Genomic DNA, 18,493 nt, shown 5'->3' with positions numbered 1-18,493 from the left:
CCACCAAACCCCGGCTGGTTCCCTTCCCACATGTCACCATTCCCTGCTTCCGGATTCCCGGCACCTGCTCCGGATTCACCGGCCACCCCTGCGGTCACATCCTCTTCACGATCCGGCCTTCCGGCTGTACCGGCCATGCCTGCCGGACAGGCCCCCGCCTATGGAACCGCCGATGCAGCCGCCCTGCCCGCCGGCCCGGCCCTCATCACCTGGCAGGACGGCCAGCCCTTCAGCCCCCTGTATGGTGACCGCTACCACACGCTCAGCGGTGCCCGCGCCCAGGCGGAGCACGTCTTTCTGGGCGGCTGCGGCCTGCCCCGGGCCTGGCTGTCATCCGGCCGCTGGACCATCCTCGAAACCGGCTTCGGACTGGGCCTGAATTTCCTGTCCACCTGGGCCAGCTGGCTGGCAAACCGCCCGGACCCAGCACCCGCCTCCGCGGACGATGACGCCCGGACGGCCCGGCACCTGCGCTTCGTCTCCACCGAAGCCCATCCGGTCGGCGCCGACGACATCCGGCAGGCGGCAGCCGATGATCCCGTCCTGCAGCCACTGGCCGCACAGCTGGCCCAGCGCTGGGCCAGGGCCTCCCTGCAGGCCCCGGTCCTGCACTTCTGCTTCCCGGGGGCCACAGAGGTACCGGACGGCACCGTCGAACTGATCATCCTGCTGGGCGACACCACGCGCGTGCTTGACGCGTGGCTGCAACAGCATGGCCCCCTGCACGCCGACAGCGTCTTTCTCGATGGTTTCGACCCCCGAAAGAATCCCGCCATGTGGCAGGCAAGCACACTGCAGGCCCTGGCCCGCCACTGCCGCCCCGGTACCCGGATGGCCACCTGGTGCGTGGCCCGCAGCGTGCGCGATGCCCTGGCCGCCAGCGGTTTCGTCTGCGAGAAACGCCCCGGCCTGCCGCCCAAGCGCCACTGCCTGAGCGCATGCCTTCAGGGTTGAGACAGCGCTCCCGCCATCAGTCCGCTGGCCCGCTGCACCTGCCGGCGGATCGCCCGGGCCATCACATCGTCCAGCCCCCGGGTACCGGCCTCGCCCTCTGCCGCCGGCCCCACCAGGGTGAAGAAGCGCCGCGCGCGGGTGATGGCCGTATAGACCAGCTCCCGCGTCAGCACCGGCGACAGCGCCTCCGGCATGGCCAGCGCCGCATGGTCGAACTCCGAGCCCTGCGCCTTGTGCACCGTCATGGCAAACACCGTGCCGGCTGCCTGCAACCGGCTGGGCAGCACCCAGCGGACCGCCCCCCGGTCATTCAGGAACACCACCCGCAACCGTCCTCCCGGACCGGCCAGCGTGATGCCCACATCGCCATTCATCAGGCCCAGCTCATAATCGTTGTGCGTGATCATCACCGGACGCCCGGCATACCAGCCCTCGCTGGCAGCCAGTAGCCCGGCGCCCTGCAGCCAGACCGCGATCTGCCGGTTCAGGTGATCCACGCCCCAGTGTCCCTGCCGCAGCGCACACAGCAACTGGAAACGCCCGTGCGCCTGCAGCACCTGCTGCGCCCAGGCATCGAACGTCGCCGGGTCCGCGTCGGACGCCGGCTGATGCTGATGCATCACCTGCAGATAATGGGCGTAACCCACCGGCTCTTCACCCCGGCCGTGGATCACCAGCTCGCGCAGCCCCCGGCGGGATGCATCCACCTCGTACCGGGCAATGTCGGGAAACTGGCCAGCCCCCTGTCCGGCCTCGCGCCACAGCCGTGCCACGCCCTGCACATCCCCGGCGTTCACGAAAGCCGCCAGCCGCCCGATACCGCTGTCCGCCCCGAAGCGGTGGCTGTGCCGCAGCATGCAGATGCTCTGGTCCAGTGGCGTTCCGGCCACATCCTGCAGGGCGGGAGGCACCACCTCCCGGGTCACCTCGCTCACCCAGATGGCCGTTTCCGGCCAGTAGTGCCCCTGCTGCGCCCGTGCGCACAGTTCGCCCAGGATGGCCCCGGCTTCCACCGAGGCCAGCTGGTCCTTGTCGCCCAGCAGGATCAGCCGCGCAGAGGCAGGCAGTGCGTGCATGACCGCCGCCATCATCTCCAGGTCGATCATCGACGCCTCATCGATCACCAGCACATCCAGCCGCAGCGGATTGCGCGCATCGTGCCGGAAATGGCGCGAGTCCGGGCGGCTGCCCAGCAGCCGGTGCAGCGTGCTCACCGCATGGGGAATGGCTGCACGTATGACCTCCCCCTGCGGGACATCATCGAGCGGCAGGCGTCCGATGGCTCCGGCAATCGAACCCGACAGCCGTGCCGCCGCCTTGCCGGTCGGTGCCGCCAGACCGATGCGCAGGGGTTTTCCATGCGTCGCCAGCGCCTGCCACTGCAGCAGCGCCAGCAGCCGCAGCACCGTGGTCGTCTTGCCCGTGCCGGGGCCACCGGTGATCAGCCCGAAGCGCTGGCGCGAAGCCAGCACGCAGGCGATCTTCTGCCAGTCGGCGGGCTGGTCCGCAGTACCGCGCCCCCCACCAGAGGAATGGATGGCTGCGGCCCCATGCCTCGCAACCAGGCAGCTCTCTACAGGGGCTTTCCCTCCGGCAGGCCGGTCCGCTGCCGTGTCTCCTCCGCTGTCGTCAGCGGCATCGGCCGGTGCACGGGTATCTGCCTGTGCGCCGGCTGTCAGGGCCGACGGAAACAGCACATCCAGCGCCTGCTGCAGGCGGGCCGTCTGCGCATCATCGATGGCATCTGCCCCATTCGCTGCAGCCGCTGCCCGCTGTGCATCCATGGCACCCGCCACTGCCGCATCATCCCGTCCGAGCCGCTGCAGAATGCCCTGCTGCACATCCTGCTCACAACGCCACAGACGGTGCAGATACAGCCGGCCGTGTGCCAGCACCAGCGGCGTGAACCGTCCGGCGCACGCATCCTCCGCCTGCGCGGGACACGACACCAGCTGCGGCCATGCCCGCAGCGCTGCCTGCCACCGGAGCGCATCGAGGCCGTGCAGCGCGTCCGCCATCGGCAGGCCCGGTATCCCCGCCGGATCGGCCGTCACGGCCTGCAGGTCGAGGCAGGCATGCCCCTGGCCCAGCTGCGCACTGCAGAGCGCCGCCCCCAGCAGCACCAGGGCCAGCGCACCGGCTGCTTCCGGGTCCGGTTCACCCCCGGACAGCACCTCCTGCGCCAGAAAACGGGCCAGCGCCACATCGATGTAGCGCAGCATCCCCTGTGTCTGCCACGCGTCCAGCAGGGTCAGCATCCGGGCCGGGGTCCGGAGCAGCATCTGCCCGGCATGCCGTTCCGCATCCAGCCCATCGATCACCGCCGCATCGTGGGCTGCGTCCCCGACGGCACGCGTCAGCCGCCCGGGAGCGGCATCCGTCCCCGTATCCGACACGGTATCGGAGACCCCGTTCCGAACCGTGCATGCGGGCCGGTCAGGGTCGGCGTCATCCCCGACACCAGGTGCCGCATCCCCGGGCAAGCTCTTCATGCCTGCAGCCTCATCATCCAGCCCGGCAAACAGGTCTCCCGTCAGCCCGTCCGGTTGCGCGCCCCTGGCGCGTCGTGTCGGCCTGCGCGTCATGCAGCCACCTCCCGTTTCCTGCCGGCAAAGGCAGCATCCAGCGTCTCGATCATCTCCCGTGAGGGCCGGGCCGCAAAGACACCTCCCGAGGGCGCCGACATCCCCCGCAGAAACAGATAGAGCGCTCCACCCACATGACGGTCGTAGTCATAATCGGGCAGCCTTACCTTCAGCAGCCGGTGCAGCGCCAGCACGTAGAACAGGTACTGCAGCTCGTAGCGATGCGCCAGCACCGCCGCCGCCATCGTCTCCGGCCGGTAGGCAGCATTGGTGCTGCCCAGCCAGTTCGACTTGTAGTCCAGCACGAAATACCGCCCCTCGTGCACGAACACCAGATCGATGAAACCCTTGAGCATGCCGTTGAGCTGCCCGGGCAGCAGTGCCGGACGCGGCGCCCCGTCCAGGGTGTTCACCCGCACCCAGGCATCCAGCCCCGGCAGGTCGATGCCATTCACGGCCAGCATGAAACCCATTTCCACCTGATACTGCTGCAGGTCTGCCAGTGCTGGCAGCGAAACCGGCAGCACGGCGGAATGCAGCGGCTGCGTCAGCACCTGAAGCAGCCAGCCGGTCAGCATGTCCTCCCACGGCTGCCAGGCCGGCACCCGCTGCAGGCGCCGGCGCACCTGCGCGGCCAGCAGCGCCCGGTCAGCCGCAGCAGCGGCAAACCCCTGCTGTCCCGCCCATTCCAGCAGCCCGTGCAGGAAGGTACCGGCCTGCGGTCCCCGGGCAAAGGCATGCACACCGGCCAGTTCCCCATCGGCCTGTATGCCCGTTACGGGCCGCAGGACATCAGGAACCAAGCCCCCTCCCGGGAAGGAACCTGCCATGCGCTCAGCGATGGACGCATGCTGCAGCACGCCCGAATCCATCCCGTCCACCGGCATGTCCTGCAGCGCCCGGGCCTGCATCTGGCGCTGCCACGCTGCATCGGCCCCCTGCTGCTCGGCCCAGCGCTCGGTCAGTACCGAATCGCCGTAGGGGGCATCACTGTCTCCCAGCAGCGCGGAATCCTCCCGGTGCCCATCACGGCGCGCCGGCTGTGCGGAATCCCCTCGCAGCGCGTCATGGCCTCCCGGCAACACGGAAACCTCCCGAAGCGCATCATGGCCGCCCGAAAGCGCGGCCCCTCCCCGAAGCGCATCATGCCCACCCGGCAGGCTGGCCGGCGCCGGACCAGCCATCACGCCGTCCTCCCGGTCCAGTGCCGAATAGCTGGCAATCCACCAGCGTGGCCAGCGCCGGGCAGCCAGCGCCGGTGGCGTCTTCCAGCGAACTGGATGTTCCGCCGGCACGGCCTGCTGTTGCGCCCCATGTTCGCCAGCAGCCCGCTGAACCATGGCCATCTCACCAGGCCGTGCCGATGCCACCAGCGCTGCCACCTGGCTCTCCACCCGACCGGCAAGGCTGCCCGTCGACGCTGGCTTCGCATCCACGACGGCCTCATCGACGACATCCGCTGTTTTGCCGTCGAGGGCATCCGCCCTGCCCTCGTGCCCCCCGGCCACACCGGCCGGCGCCTCCCCCGGGCCATCCTCATCCCGGCGCCCACCCGAGACGCGTGTCACCGGGGCAGCCGCCAGCCCCAGCAGATGACCGGCTGCGCTGTGCTCCAGCCTGTCCAGTGGCGCCATGCCCACCCAGGTGGCATGACGGGCCCGCGTCAGCGCCACGTACAGCTTGCGCAGATCCTCACCCAGGCGCTCCTCATCCGCCTGCTCCCGAACGCCCGGCGGCAGCTCGCCACTGCCGCACAGGGTCAGCTGCAGATCGCCCTGCGCATCGTGCCACGACAGAAATGCCGTCTTTCCGCCCGATGCCTTCGGATCCACCTCCCTGGCCGCACAGGCATAGGGCAAAAAGACCAGTGGATATTCCAGCCCCTTCGACTTGTGCACGGTCACCACGCGCACCCGGGCATCATCGCTCTCCAGCCGCTGCTTGCGGGCATCCCTCTCCCCTTCGGGCTGCCGGCGCTGTTCGCGCAGATAGCGGATCAACGCATGCTCGCCCTCCAGCTGGCCGGATGCGGTCTGCAGCAGCTCGCTCAGATGCAGCAGATCCGTCAGCTGGCGCTCCTCGTCCCGCGCCAGCAGCTGCTCGACCACCCGGAAATCCTGCAGCATCCGCCGGATCATCGGCAGCACGCCCTGCCGGCGCCAGATGTCGCGGTACTGCATGAAACGCGCCACCTGCGCCTCCCAGTACAGCTCATCCTGCGACAGCCGCAGCAGGCTCTGCGCATCCAGCCCGCACAGCGAGGTGCCCAGCGCCGCACGCACGGCCCGGGCATTCCCCGGTTCCGCACAGGCCTGCAGCCAGAAAAGCAGCTCGCCCACCACCGGCGTGGCAAAGACCGATTCACTGTCCGACAGATACACGCTGCGAATACCCTGCGTCCGCAGTGCGCGACGGATGGCCCGGGCCTCCTGCCCGTCATTGACCAGGACGGCCATGTCCGCCGGCTTCACCGGACGGCGATGCGCTGAATCACCCTGTTCTGCATCGTCGCGCCCTGCATCGCCATGCCCTGACATGCAATGACCTGCCGCGTGCCCCGCCCCGGCCGGTCGGGCAACACCAGCACCCACTGCCGCGCCTTCCAGCCCCTCTTCCGGCGCGCCTGTCTCCTGCCGGGCAGCCGGCGTCCAGAAATACGCTTCACCCCGCGCACCGGCCGCCAGCAACCGCGCGATCTCGGCCGCCGTCACCTGGGCGTAATGCGCCCGGTACGCCGTTTTCGACAGCCCCTTTTCCCGCTTTTCCTTTTCCTGCCTGCCGCCTGCGGTTCTGCCGGCTGCCCCCTCATCCGTGCCTGTTGCGCCGGCCGCACCTTTCGCACCATCTGCGCCTTTTGTGCCGTTCCCGCCCTGCGCACCGGATGCATCCTGCCGCATCACCTGAACTGTCGCGGCATCCGTTGCCCGCGCACCAGCCTCATCCTGCGGCATCATCCAGAATGTCAGAGCCGGTGCTCCTGCCGGATGGGCCGGATCATGCCAGCGCTCGCTGCGCCCCCTGGCTTTCACCGGCAGGAAGGGCAGCGGATTGGCCGGATTCCGGGGACTGGCACCACCCGTACCCACGAAGCGAAAGGCCCCGCCCAGTGCCGTGCGCTGCTCGGCCGCGCAAAACAGGTGGTTCACCGCACCGACCATCGCCGCCGACGAGCGGAAGTTGGTGTCCAGCGTGTAATGACGCCCGGCCGTGGCCTGACGTGCCTTCAGGTACGTATGAATGTCGCCGCCCCGAAATGCGTAGATGGCCTGCTTCGGGTCACCGATCATGATCAGGGCCTGCTGTGGCAGGTTCTCGCGCACCCGGTAGACGTGGTCGAAAATCCGGTACTGCGTCGTATCGGTATCCTGAAACTCGTCGATCATCGCCACCGGATACTGGCGTGCCATGCGTGCCGCCAGCTGTTCTCCACCCGGCTCATCCAGCGCACGCAGCAGCTGCGTGAGCAGATCGTTGAAATTCATCTCGCTTTTCTGGTCGCGCGCGGCACGGTAGCGCGCCTCGATCCAGTGCACCGCATGCAGCAGCACGGACTCGTAACCATCGGGCGGCAGGGCAGCCAGTTCGGCTGGCAGCGCCTCCATGGCCTGCAGGGCCGGATGCACGGGCCGGTCGGGGGGGAGGCCGAGCATGGCGGCCAGCTGGGGATGTTTTTCCGGAGTCACCCCCCGGGCAAGCCCCTCCCGCAAGGCTGCTGCGGTCAATTTTTTCAATCCCGGCAGTTTATCCGGCGTGAAATCGGACAGTTTCCGGTTGAGCTGCAGTATTTCCCGCATGGGCAGGGCGCCATCCCCATACCCTTCAAAGCGCTTGATGTCGGCAAAGGGCACCGCCACCAGATCCGGTTCCCGTACCCAGACACGCAACGCGTCCAGCCAGGGGCCACTCCAGCTGTTCCGGTAAACACGACCATTCAACCACTTGCATGCAGGGTCGTAGGCTCTCCCGAAAAACTGCGCCAACTCATCGATCCAGCCCTCCCGCCACGGTGCCTTGAGCCGCTCGAGCGCTTCGCGCCGCTGTTGCCGTGCCTGGCCAAGCGCCTGTGCCGGCGGCAGCCCCTCACCCGGCAGGGCATCCCTTTTTTCCAGCAGGTCGCTCACGGCCGCCTGCAGGCTTTCGGGCGAATCCCACCAGCCGTGCAGCACCACCGCCGCCTCGTGGTCCAGCCCCTGACAGAATACTCGCCAGTAATCGCGGCACGCCTCGGCCAGCAGACTGGAGGTATCGTCGCTGAGCGTCAGATCGAACAGTCCCCGGCTGTCGAAGGCGTGTTCGCGCAGCATGCGCTGGCACCAGCCATGAATGGTGAAGACGGCTGCCTCGTCCATGCATTCGGCCGCCAGCTGCAGGCGACGCGCGCACGCCGGCCAGCGCGATACCGGAATATCGTTGCGCAGTTCCTGCAGCAGCCCGTCATCGGCCACCGGCAGCCCCCCTTCAACCGGAAGCCCACTTCCAGTCAGCAAACCATGTGCAGCCAGCAGCGCATTTCCAGTCAGCAGCGTATTCCCAGCCGGCAGCGCATTTCCGGCCGGCAACCCATTTTCATCAGGGAATGCCTGCTCGTTCGCTGCCGCTTCCGGAAATGCTTCGCCCCCTCCCGGCATCAGCCCCAGCCGGCTGGCAGCCAGTGCACTTTCCTGAAAGAACACGGCCGCGTCGGCCAGCCGCGCACGAATCCGGTCACGCAGCTCCTGCGCCGCGGCATTCGTGAAGGTCACGACCAGGATCTCGGGAGGCATCAGCGGCCGTGGTGCACCGTCATCCGCCTCGCCGGGCGGTTCCTGCGCACGCAACGCACTCACCTGTCCGGATGGTTCCTGCAGGCATGATTCATACGCCTCTCCGGGCAGCGCCTGCGCGCGCGACTCATCCGCCGCTCCGGGCAGCACCTGTACAGCCAGATCCGGAACATCCGGCGATCCCGCATAACCAAACGCCGCTGCCGGCCCGCCATGCCCCAGCACCAGTCGAAGATAGAGCGCCGCAATGGTGTAGGTCTTGCCGGTACCGGCACTGGCCTCGATCAGGCGGCTGCCGCGCAGTGGAAAACGCAGCGGTTCGACCGGTTTCACCGCTGCATTCGGATTTTCCGGTGTACGCATCGTGCTCATGCACCATCCTTCTGGCTGTCGTTACTGGAACTCCGGTGCAGCGCATCCCACACGGGCCGCAGCAGACGTTCGGCCCATTCGCCGAATTCACCGGCCTGCCAGAGTGCCATCATGTCCGGCCAGGCGCGTGCCAGATACATGTCGCTGTCACGCTCACCCTGCCCTCCAAAACGGCCTTTTCCGCCCTCTTCCCCGGCGCCTTCATAGGTCTGGGTCAGATCCTGCCAGTTTTTACGGGCATCGGATGGTTCGTCGGCCCCCGATGGTTCCCCGGCGCCCGAGGGCTTCCCGTCGCCCGATGGCAGTTCTTCGGCGCCTGCTTCCGGCGGATGGCAGGGCTTCTTCAGCCAGGCAAATCCCGTCTTCGCCGCCAGCGGCAGCGGACGGCGCAGGCCCTGCTGCCAGGCATCCAGCAACGCGTGCCAGTGCTGCAATGCCACCCCGGGCGGCAGCGGATCGAGACGTAGAGATGCCTTCCCCTGCGCCTTGCCCACCAGCACCGTACTCATGGCGCCGTCCTGCAGATTGCCCGCCAGGTGATACACCCAGTGGTCCAGCAGGCGGTCGAGCCGATAGGCCTTTTCGTCCGTCTTCCCTTTCCCGTCCACCACGGTACTGGCCGTCAGCACCAGCCGGACCCGGGCACCCTCGGCACGGGTCCGCAGACAGTCCAGCGTACCCAGAACCGGTGGAAGCCCGGCCGGCAGGGAACCATCGGCGGGCGGCTCCCACACGAAAGGCTCATCCGGCAATGCCTGCGGGTATTGCGCCACCTCGTGCAGATAATCCGCCATCATTTTCGGCAGCGGTTCTTCCAGTCTTTCACGCTGCAGCTCGCCAAAGGCACCCACCGGCAATTCACCGGCACGGGCCAGCTGCGCCAGTGCACGTTCGCGCACTGGCGCCAGCAGCAGCAGCAGGGCATCGCGCTGTGTTTCGTTTTCCAGCATGGCCGGCCACGCCACGGGGCCAGCCTGCTGCTCGTTCACGCGCAGGCTGTGCAGCTGGGCCTTCACCAGCGCATCCTGCACCTTCCAGCATGCCAGGCCATTCAGACCGAACGGTTCGTGATCGGGCAGCACGTCCTCATCATCGTTCCAGTAAATGCCCAGACGCTTCTGAAAAAAATACTTCACCGGGGCCTTCAGAAAGGACGTCAGATCCGCCAGTGTCAGTTCGTCCGGGAATTCGGCCGGAGGCAGCAGTGGCCACTGCGGTGCCTCCCTGCCCGCGGCTCCGGCACCCTGTTCGCCTGGCAGCCGGGCTCGCGCACGCGCCGCATCGGCCTGCTGCAGCGCCTGCAGCCATTCGCGGGCATAGCTGAACAGCCCGTCTTCCCCGGCAAAATACGCCCGGCTGAACGGCTGCAGCCGATGCTGCGTGGTCAGCGCCGCCAGCAGCGCCTCGCCGCCCTTGCGCTGCGCCGCCGGGGAGTCACCCTCCTCGCCCGCCAGCCGCCACCCCGCGGCAATATGGTCACGCAGCTGCGCCACCAGCACCGAGGGCGGACGATGCGAGTCGTCATGAATGCTGCGCCCCACCCAGCTGAGGGTGAGCCGCTCGCGTGCCGACAGCAGCGCCTCCAGAAAAAGGTAGCGGTCATCCTCCCGCCGGGAACGGTCGCCGGGGCGATAGTCGCCCGCCATCAGGTCGAAATCGGCCGGCTGACGCGAGCGCGGAAAATCCCCGTCATTCATGCCCAGCAGACATACGTGCCGGAACGGAATGGCCCGCATCGGCATCAGCGTGGCAAAGGTCACGGCGCCGGCAAGAAAGCGCCGTCCCAGCCCGTCCTCGTCGATGCTGGCCAGCCAGTGCTCCCGTACCACCGACAGCGGCAGCGGCAGGTCCATCCGCGCCTCGGCACAGTCATCAAGCCACTGCTGCAGCGACTCGTTCAGGCGCACCAGCAGCAGCCCTTCCCGCCCGTCATCCGCCCAAAAGAAGGTGTCCAGCAGCGCCTGCAGACGCAGGCCCCATTCGGCCGGCGTCGCCTCGCTGCAGCAGGTCTGCCAGGCCTGCTGCAGGGCGTCGAGCAGCGCCTGCAGGCGTCCAAGCAGCTCGCCATCTAGGCCACTGATCTCGTCCAGCGGTTCGATACCCTGCCAGTCCGAAGCCGGTTCCTCCCCCCCGGCCCCTGCCGCCATCTGCCCGGCCGCGTAACCCAGCAGCAGACGCCGCAGTCCGAAGCGCCAGCTGTTCTGGTCGCCCATGCGTCCCAGCTCCAGCGACTGGCGCTGCGCCTCATCCAGCCCCCAGCGAATGCCGCTCTGCCCGATCCAGCGCCGCAGCTGCACGAGCCGTTCCGGTTCGATGCCAAACCGCCGCTGCACGGCCGACACATCCAGCAGGTCCAGCACATCGGCCACCGTCACGCGCCCCTGGGGCAGCCCCAGCAGCATCTCCAGCGCCGCCAGCAGCGGCTCGTGCGCCCGGCTCTGCTGGTCGGCCATCGAGAACGGGATGAAGCGCGGATCACGCCTGCCATGCATACCCCCTGTTCCTTCATGGCCCGGCGCCGGCGTCTCCCAGGACTGGGCATACAGCCCGAAGACCGCCTGAATGTGTGGCGCATAGGGCGTGATGTCCGGCACCATCACGATCACATCGCGTGGCTGCAACGTGGGGTCGGCAGCAAAGGCGGCCAGCAGCTGGTCGTGCAGCACCTCCACCTCGCGCTGCGCACTGTGGCATACCTGAAAGCGGATCGAGCGGTCCTGCCGGGGATCGATGGCCGGCCAGCGTTGACGGGTCTCGGCCAGCGGCGCCAGATCCAGAATGTCCTGCTGCAGCTGCAAGAGCAGCGTATCGGCCGGATCGTGGTCGATGAACACATCGGCACGCCGGTCGATGCTCAGCATCCGGCGTTCGGCCGCCTCCGGCTCGTCATGATCGGCCAGCAGCCCGATGAAATCCCGCCCCTGCCGCCCCCATGCCGCCAGCAGCGCCTGACCGTGATCGACACCGGCCAGCAGCGCACGGTCCGGATCGAAACCGGGCCGATGGGCATGACGCCCCGTCCGGGATGACAGCATCGCCCGCTCGGGCACGATGTCCCCCCAGTAGTGCCGGCTCGGGTTCTGCACGCACATCAGCACCTGGCACCAGCGCCCCAGCGCCGACAGCACGTCCAGCGACTGGCGCGGCATGGCCGAAATGCCGAACACCAGCACCCGGCGCGGCAGCCGCTGCGGGCGCGCCCGCGCCGGGTCGGCACAGGCCGCCATGAAACGTTCGTGCACGGCAGCCCGGTTGCGGTCGATGTCGGCCACATCACCATCGGCCAGCAGCGCCCGCCACAGCGCCGGCTGCCACAGCGACTCCGCCGGCACGGGCCGCACGCCTGACGGCATGCCCTGCCGCATCGTCTGCGCATGCAGATTCTGGCTGGAGGACATGAACGACGCGTGCCCCTCGGTATCCAGACCGGCGCCCGCACCTGTCAGACCCGAACGCCCGCCTTCCTCCGCCGCCACAGCCAGAGCCGCCGCTGACCCCACTGCCCCTGCTGGCGCCACGGCCCGCGCCGTGCGCAGCACATCGTGCCCATCCGCCCAGTCGGCCAGCCAGTCGGCGCGATACACCTGATACTGGTCGAACAGGTCGGCCAGCTGCGCCGCCAGCTGGTGGCGGCGACGCAACAGCGCATCGTCCTCCAGAAAACGGCGCAGCGGCGCAAAGACCTCCTGATGCAGCAGGCCGGGCAGCATCCGCATCAGCCGCCAGGTCAGCAGATCCTTGCCAAACGGCGCCCGCTCGGGCACGGCATCATCGCCCAGCACGGCCCGGTAGGCCTGCCAGATGAAGCGCGAGGGAAGCTGGATGTCCAGCGCGGCCGCGATACCCAGCCCGTGACCAGGGCCGGACGACCCCGGATGAATGCCAGCCGGCGCCGTACCCGCCGGCCCCGACCCGGCATCATCCATCCCGTCTGCCGTCCCGTCGTCCGTCCCGGGCGCCGGGTCGGACGCCAGCGACAGCGTCAGCCACTGGGCGATGCCGTTGCTCTGCACCAGAATGACTTCATTTTCGAGGGGCGCCAGCGGATGCGCCCGCATCCAGTCGCACAGCAGGTCGCGTAGCGTTTCGGACTGGTTGCCATGAATGACGATGAAACCGGCGGCCAGATCGCGGTCGGAGGGTTGCGTCACTCAGTCCTCTCCCGACCCGTCGCGGGCCTGGCGAAAGGCACGGTCCGGGTCCAGTGAGGCCGGAGCACGCTTGCGGCCACCGCCAAACCCGCCGTCGCGGTTCCCGAAGCGCCCGCCACGGCCATCGTCACGACCGCGGAAACCGCCTTGGTCACGACCACCGAAACGCTTGCCACCGCGGTCATCACCGCCAAAGCGGCGTCCACCCCGGTCGTCGCGCTCGCCCCCGAAGCGGCGGCCGCCACGGTCATCGCCCTGGCGCTCTTCCCACGGCTTGCGCGACTGCCAGGCCGGACGGTCGCCACCCTCACGGCCACCCTCGCCTTCGCGGCGCGGTTTCCAGTCCTCACGGTCGGCGCGGAAACCGCGACGGTCGTCATCGCGCCCACCGCGCCAGCCACCCCGATCCTCACGGCCCCGGTCGCTGCGGTTTTCCCATGGGCGACCGCCCTCGCGGCGTTCACGGTTGAATGGACGGCTGTCGTCACCGAAACGCGCACGCTGCGGGCGATCCTCGCGGTCACCGAAGCTGCGCTCACCGCGTTCGTCCCGGTTCCAGCTGCGACGGCCGTCATCCCCCCCGAAGCGGCCACGACGCTCGCCATCGCCAAAGCGGCCATGACGGTCCTGTCCACCAAAGCGCGGACCCCGATCATCACGGCTGAAACGGCGATCACCGCCATCCCCGTCACGACGGCCGAAGCTGCGACCCTCACCCTCCGGACGACGGCGGAAATCTCCATCCTCACGACGGGCGAACGGTTTGCGATCGCTCCCGGGCTGTCCACTCCCAAAGCCATCTCGGCGGTCGAAGCCCTTGCCCTCACGTTCTCCGCGTTCGAAGCCACGGCCCTCCCGGCGCCCGAAACCACCTTCACCGCGACCGAAGCCACGCTCTGCGCCGCGGAAACCACCGTCGCGGTCATCGCGCCCCCAGCCACCGCGGCCACCGCCCTGGCGGTCATCACGGTTCCAGCTTCCGCCGCCCTCGCGGGCGTCATCACGCTCCCAGCGCCCCCGGCCCTCGCCACGGTCGAAACGTCCGCGTCCGAACGAGCGGCCCTCGCGGCCACGGCCATCACCCCGGGCGTCGCGCCCCCCGAAACGTCCCTTGCCAAAGCCTTCGCGGCGGGCATCCTTTTTCTTGTGGCGTTTCTTCGGCGGCTCCGGCTTGAACTGGGCTTCCAGTCCGGGGAACTCGCTCACCTGAATATGACGGCCCAGGAAATGCTCGATCTTGCGCAGCGGAATCACATCCTCGCGCCCCACGAACGAAATGGCCTGGCCACTGGCGCCGGCCCGGCCGGTCCGGCCGATGCGGTGCACGTAGTCTTCCGCCACCCGCGGCAGCTCGAAGTTGATCACGTGCGTCAGCGTCGAGACATCGATGCCACGTGCCGCCACGTCGGTGGCCACCAGCACCTGACACTCACCCTGGCGCAGGCGATTCAGCGCCCGGGTACGCTCACGCTGGTTCATGTCGCCATGCAGGGCATCCACGGCAAAACCCTCGGCCAGCAGCTCCTCGGTCAGCGCCTCGGCATGCCGCTTGGTGGCGGTGAACACGATGGCCTGGCCCAGCCCGCTGTCGTTGAGGCAGGCACGCAGCAGCTGGCCACGATGCCCCGGGTTGTCCACATACACCACGTGGTCGTCGATGGGCGTCAGGGCCTCCTCGCTGCGCTCCACCGTCAGCCATTCCGGCTCGTTCAGCAGTTTGTCGGCCAGGTTGCGCACATCGTGCGACACCGTGGCGGTGAAGCAGACGGTCTGACGCTCCTTCGGCAGCAGTTCGGCAATGCGGAACACGTCGTCCGAAAAGCCCATGTCCAGCATCCGGTCGGCTTCGTCCAGCACCAGCATCTTCAGGCCCGACAGGTCGATCTTGCCGTTTTCCAGCTGGTCGATCAGCCGGCCCGGCGTGGCCACCAGCACCTCGTAGGGCATGGACAGCGCGCGGGACTGCTGGAAATACGACGCCCCGCCGGTGATGCACACCGTGCTGGTGCGCGGCAGCAGCCGCGACAGCGCATGGCTGGTGCGCGTGACCTGCTGGGCCAGCTCACGGGTGGGGGTCAGCACCAGCACGCTGGGGCCGAAGGCCGGACGCTGCGGCCGGCGGCCCTTGCCGCGGCGGCCCCGGCCGTCCTCATCTTCACCGGCTTCCTCATGGCGGGCGTGCCGTTCGGCCATGCGCTCCTGCGCCGTCAGCGCCACCCCCTGCAGGGCCGGCAGCAGGAAGGCGGCCGTCTTGCCGGTGCCGGTCGGGGCGGATGCCACCAGATCCCTGCCCGAGAGCAGCACCGGAATGGCCTGCAGCTGCACCGGCGACGGATGAATGATGTCCAGCCGCTGCAGGGCCTGCACCAGCGGATCGATCAGCCCCAGTTCGGCAAAGCTCGCGTCGGTGGCTTCCACGAAGGGATCGGCATGCAGCGGCGCCGGCTCATCCTCTTCGTCGCCCTCATCGCCATCCGTATCGTCGTCGCTGTCGTCATCACCTTCATCGTCCAGCCCGGCATCATCATCCAGGGCCCCGACATCTTCGTCGCCGTCGTACGGGTCGTCGTCATCTTCGTCGTCGCTGCGCTCATCGTCGAAGCCGTCGTCACCCGCGCCATGCGGGAAGGCTTCATCACCGGAGACTTCATCGTCGTCCTCATCAACCCCGGCATCGACGACATCTTCATCGCCGGCACCGAAGACCGCTGCATCTTCGGCACCCTCACCTTCTGCATCGAGGGCCTCTCCGTCTTCGGCATCATCGCCTTTGGCGCCGATGGCCGCTGCCGCTTCATCCAGGCCCCTGCGGGCCGGGTCATCGTGCATGCCGTCGTGAGCGGTGCTGCCGGCACCGCCTGCGTCACCAGCCCCCAGGGCCTCTTCCTGCGCCATCTGCGCTGCTTCATGTTCCAGGCTGCTCTCCAGATCGTGACTGGCCTGGCGTTTCTTCTCTTGGTCTTTCATGATTTGCTGTGTACTTGCTCGTTCAGGCGGCCTGCCGGACTCGTGGCTGCAGCCGCTGTTTCTCTTTTCGCGGGAGCGTGTCACGGACGCATGCGTCCCAACGCTCCGGTCTTCGCGAACCGCCCGGACGTTTTTCATGACCTGCGAAAAACACCGTGCAGCCCTGAAAACGCCGTGCAGCCCTGCCTGCCCCCGCTGCGCACGCTGCAACGGGTCTGTTCGCCGCTTCTTCACACCCCGAGCGCGCCGGGCGTACCCCGCGTTGCTGGCTGCAGCCCGCACCCAAACGGAACGGCCACAGGCACAAACGCAAGGCAACGACCCCGGGAGCCGGGACGTACGGTAGGACGATGTTCAGAAATGACTGGCAGACATGAAGCGGGTTTTTCCCGCTGGAAGGCCCTGCCCTGTGCAGTCAGTGTCATTCACGCTGCCTGCAGGCACCACGGCCTGTGGGTACCCTGTAAACGATGTGGGGGCGTACCCTGGGGTTGACGGATCACGTGCGGTTCATCGACGCCAACCGGAATGCAGATGCACTGGACACCGCCGTGTCGGGTGTCCCGGATACATCGCGGGGGCCAGATATCGATGCGAATGGAAGCGCCGGCCTTCTGTATGGCCGTATACGCTCCACCTTTGTTGCAAAAGGTGGCGGCATCATACCAGAAAAAAGGTCCATCCCATCACGCGATGCGTGACCGGACAGCCCATTGACGCGTGCCATGGCGTCATTCGCACCATCGCCCCTTGCTGTTGCATTCCTGCCACACAGCGTTCCAGGCCCTCCTCCGCGCTGCCCTGCGCCCAACGCCCGTCAGCCCCCGTCCGCCGGCCATCGGCGCCTGCCGTCGATTTGCCACCGGCGACATCAAACACGAGGTGGTCGGTACCGTGGGCACCTACCAGTCGCGCAAGAAAAACGGCTGGAAATTCGACTTTGCCGGCACGTCGATGACCACCAACCTGTATTCGCCGAGCTTCTATGCCCGCCCGGACTGGACCTCCAGTGCTGCCGAGGCTGCCTTCGACAACCCGGCCCTGGCTGGCAAGATCAAGCTGCGCAGCATCGCGCTGGGCGACACGATGAGCTTCCTGGGTGACCAGCTGCTGGTCACCGTCGGTGCCCGTCACCAGGCCCTGCGCGTGGACGACTGGAGCGTGCAGACCGGCGCGCAGACGGCCCACTACGACCAGAGCCGCGTGAGCCCGATGGCGGGTGTGGTTTACAAGCTGCAGAACAACCTGTCGCTGTACGCCAACTACATCGAAGGTCTGTCGCAGGGTGAAACCGCCCCCGCCACCAGCAACAATGTGGCCGTGACCAACGCCGGCCAGTCGCTCAAGCCCTATGTGGCCAAGCAGAAGGAAGTCGGCCTGAAATACGATCTGGGCAACACCATCGTGGCAGCCACCCTGTTCAGCACCGACAAGCCGCGCGCCTATGTCAACAGCGCCAACACCTTCGTCGCTGCCGGCAAGGACCGTCACCAGGGTCTGGAACTGACCGTGCAGGGCGAGCCCATCAAGCACCTGCGCACGCTGGGCGGCATCACCTTCCTGGATGCCAAGCAGCGCAGCACCGGTTCGGCCACCACCGACGGCAAGCGCGTGATCGGCGTGCCGAAGCACCAGCTGTCGATGGCCCTGGACTGGGACACGCCGTGGGTCGAGGGTCTGTCGCTCGATACGCGCGTGCTCTACACCGGCAGCGTCAAGGCCAACAGCACCAACACGCTGGAAGCCCCGGCCTGGACCCGTCTGGACATCGGCGCCCGCTACCTACTGGACGTGCAGGGCAAGCTGGTCACGCTGCGTGCCCGCATCGACAACGTGGCCGACCGCAAATACTGGGCCTCGTCGGGTGGCTACCCCGGTGCCGGCTACCTGGTCCAGGGTGCCCCGCGCACCTTCAGCCTGAGCGCCTCGTTCGACTTCTGATCGCTCGTATCCCACGAAAAAACCCGTCTTTCGACGGGTTTTTTCGTTTCCTCGATGCCGGGAAATTACTTCACCGGAATGGGCGTGGACGCCGGAATGGGCACGGCCGAGACGCTGTTCTTCGGCGAGCCGTCGATCAGCTTGTCCGAATAGGTGAGGTACACGAGCGCATTGCGGTCGGTATCGACCATGCGCACCACACGCAGGCGCTTGAACAGGATGGACAGCCGCTCGGAAAACACGTCTTCCTTCTTCTTCAGCGGCTTGTCGATCTGCACCGGGCCGACCTGGTGACAGGAGATGGAAGCCTCGGCCTTGTCCTCGGCCAGGCCCAGCGAGCCCTTGATGCCGCCGGTACGTGCCCGCGACACATAGCAGGTCACGCCCTGCACGGCCGGATCGTCATAGGCTTCGACGATGATGTCATCGTCACGCGTCAGCAGCTTGAACGTGGTGTCCACGATGCCGATGGTGCGTTCCTTGTCCTTGGCCACGGCCGGCGCCGTACCGGCCAGCAGCCCGGCAGCCACCACGGCAGCAGCGCCCGACAGGGCGAAAGCGCGGGAAATCAGGGATTTTTTCATGATCGTCATGGGGTTGTGGCAGGCGCCTATCCTAACATCCCACTGCCCCCACGCCCGCCGGCAGAGGTTACATCTGGTGAGTCAGGCAACCTGCCCCGAGGGCGCGGCCGTCCCCACGACACCCGCCCCATGGCAGCAGGCCCTGCCCTGCAGGAGCGGCAGAGGCAACCGGAACG

The 18,493-nt window shown here is 67.8% G+C and carries 7 protein-coding genes; 2 read left to right on the top strand and 5 right to left on the bottom strand.

The genetic code is table 11. From position 1 onward, the window contains the following. The first annotated feature begins 135 nt into the window (after positions 1–135). On the top strand, positions 136–954 hold the full coding sequence (mnmC2, locus tag EHV23_RS07400; protein WP_125095351.1) for a tRNA (5-methylaminomethyl-2-thiouridine)(34)-methyltransferase MnmC2: 819 nt from the start codon (positions 136–138) through the stop codon (positions 952–954). Here mnmC2 and recD read toward each other — a convergent pair. From recD to EHV23_RS07375, 4 genes are read right to left on the bottom strand one after another with little or no spacing between them, the layout of a single operon-like run. Next, on the bottom strand, positions 945–3,539 hold the full coding sequence (gene recD / locus EHV23_RS07395) for an exodeoxyribonuclease V subunit alpha (protein ID WP_238990320.1): 2,595 nt from the start codon (positions 3,537–3,539) through the stop codon (positions 945–947). The genes mnmC2 and recD overlap by 10 nt on opposite strands. Then, positions 3,536–8,665, bottom strand: coding sequence for a UvrD-helicase domain-containing protein (locus EHV23_RS16025; RefSeq protein WP_420813048.1), 5,130 nt, complete (start codon positions 8,663–8,665; stop codon positions 3,536–3,538). The genes recD and EHV23_RS16025 overlap by 4 nt, the downstream gene beginning before the upstream one ends. Positions 8,666–8,670: 5 nt before the next feature. Beyond that, on the bottom strand, positions 8,671–12,825 hold the full coding sequence (recC, locus tag EHV23_RS15215; protein WP_203228902.1) for an exodeoxyribonuclease V subunit gamma: 4,155 nt from the start codon (positions 12,823–12,825) through the stop codon (positions 8,671–8,673). Continuing rightward, positions 12,826–15,792 (bottom strand): DEAD/DEAH box helicase, encoded by a 2,967-nt coding sequence (locus EHV23_RS07375; protein ID WP_203228901.1) that lies wholly within the window; start codon positions 15,790–15,792, stop codon positions 12,826–12,828. Positions 15,793–16,686: 894 nt separating this feature from the next. Between EHV23_RS07375 and EHV23_RS07370 the strand changes: the two genes are divergently transcribed. Next, a complete protein-coding gene (locus EHV23_RS07370) occupies positions 16,687–17,733 on the top strand; it encodes a TonB-dependent receptor (RefSeq protein ID WP_238990318.1) in 1,047 nt (348 codons plus the stop codon). A 65-nt stretch (positions 17,734–17,798) separates the two neighbouring features. Here the strand turns inward: EHV23_RS07370 and EHV23_RS07365 are convergent, their stop codons facing one another. Further along, positions 17,799–18,317, bottom strand: a complete 519-nt coding sequence (locus tag EHV23_RS07365) for a CreA family protein (protein WP_125095350.1) — start codon at positions 18,315–18,317, stop codon at positions 17,799–17,801. Between the last annotated feature and the right edge of the window lie 176 nt (positions 18,318–18,493).

The sequence above is a fragment of the Lautropia dentalis genome, assembly GCF_003892345.1.
GTDB classification, from domain to species: Bacteria; Pseudomonadota; Gammaproteobacteria; order Burkholderiales; family Burkholderiaceae_E; genus Lautropia; species Lautropia dentalis.
Note: the sequence above shows the minus strand (reverse complement) of the source record. Positions and strands in the feature narration are given on the sequence as shown.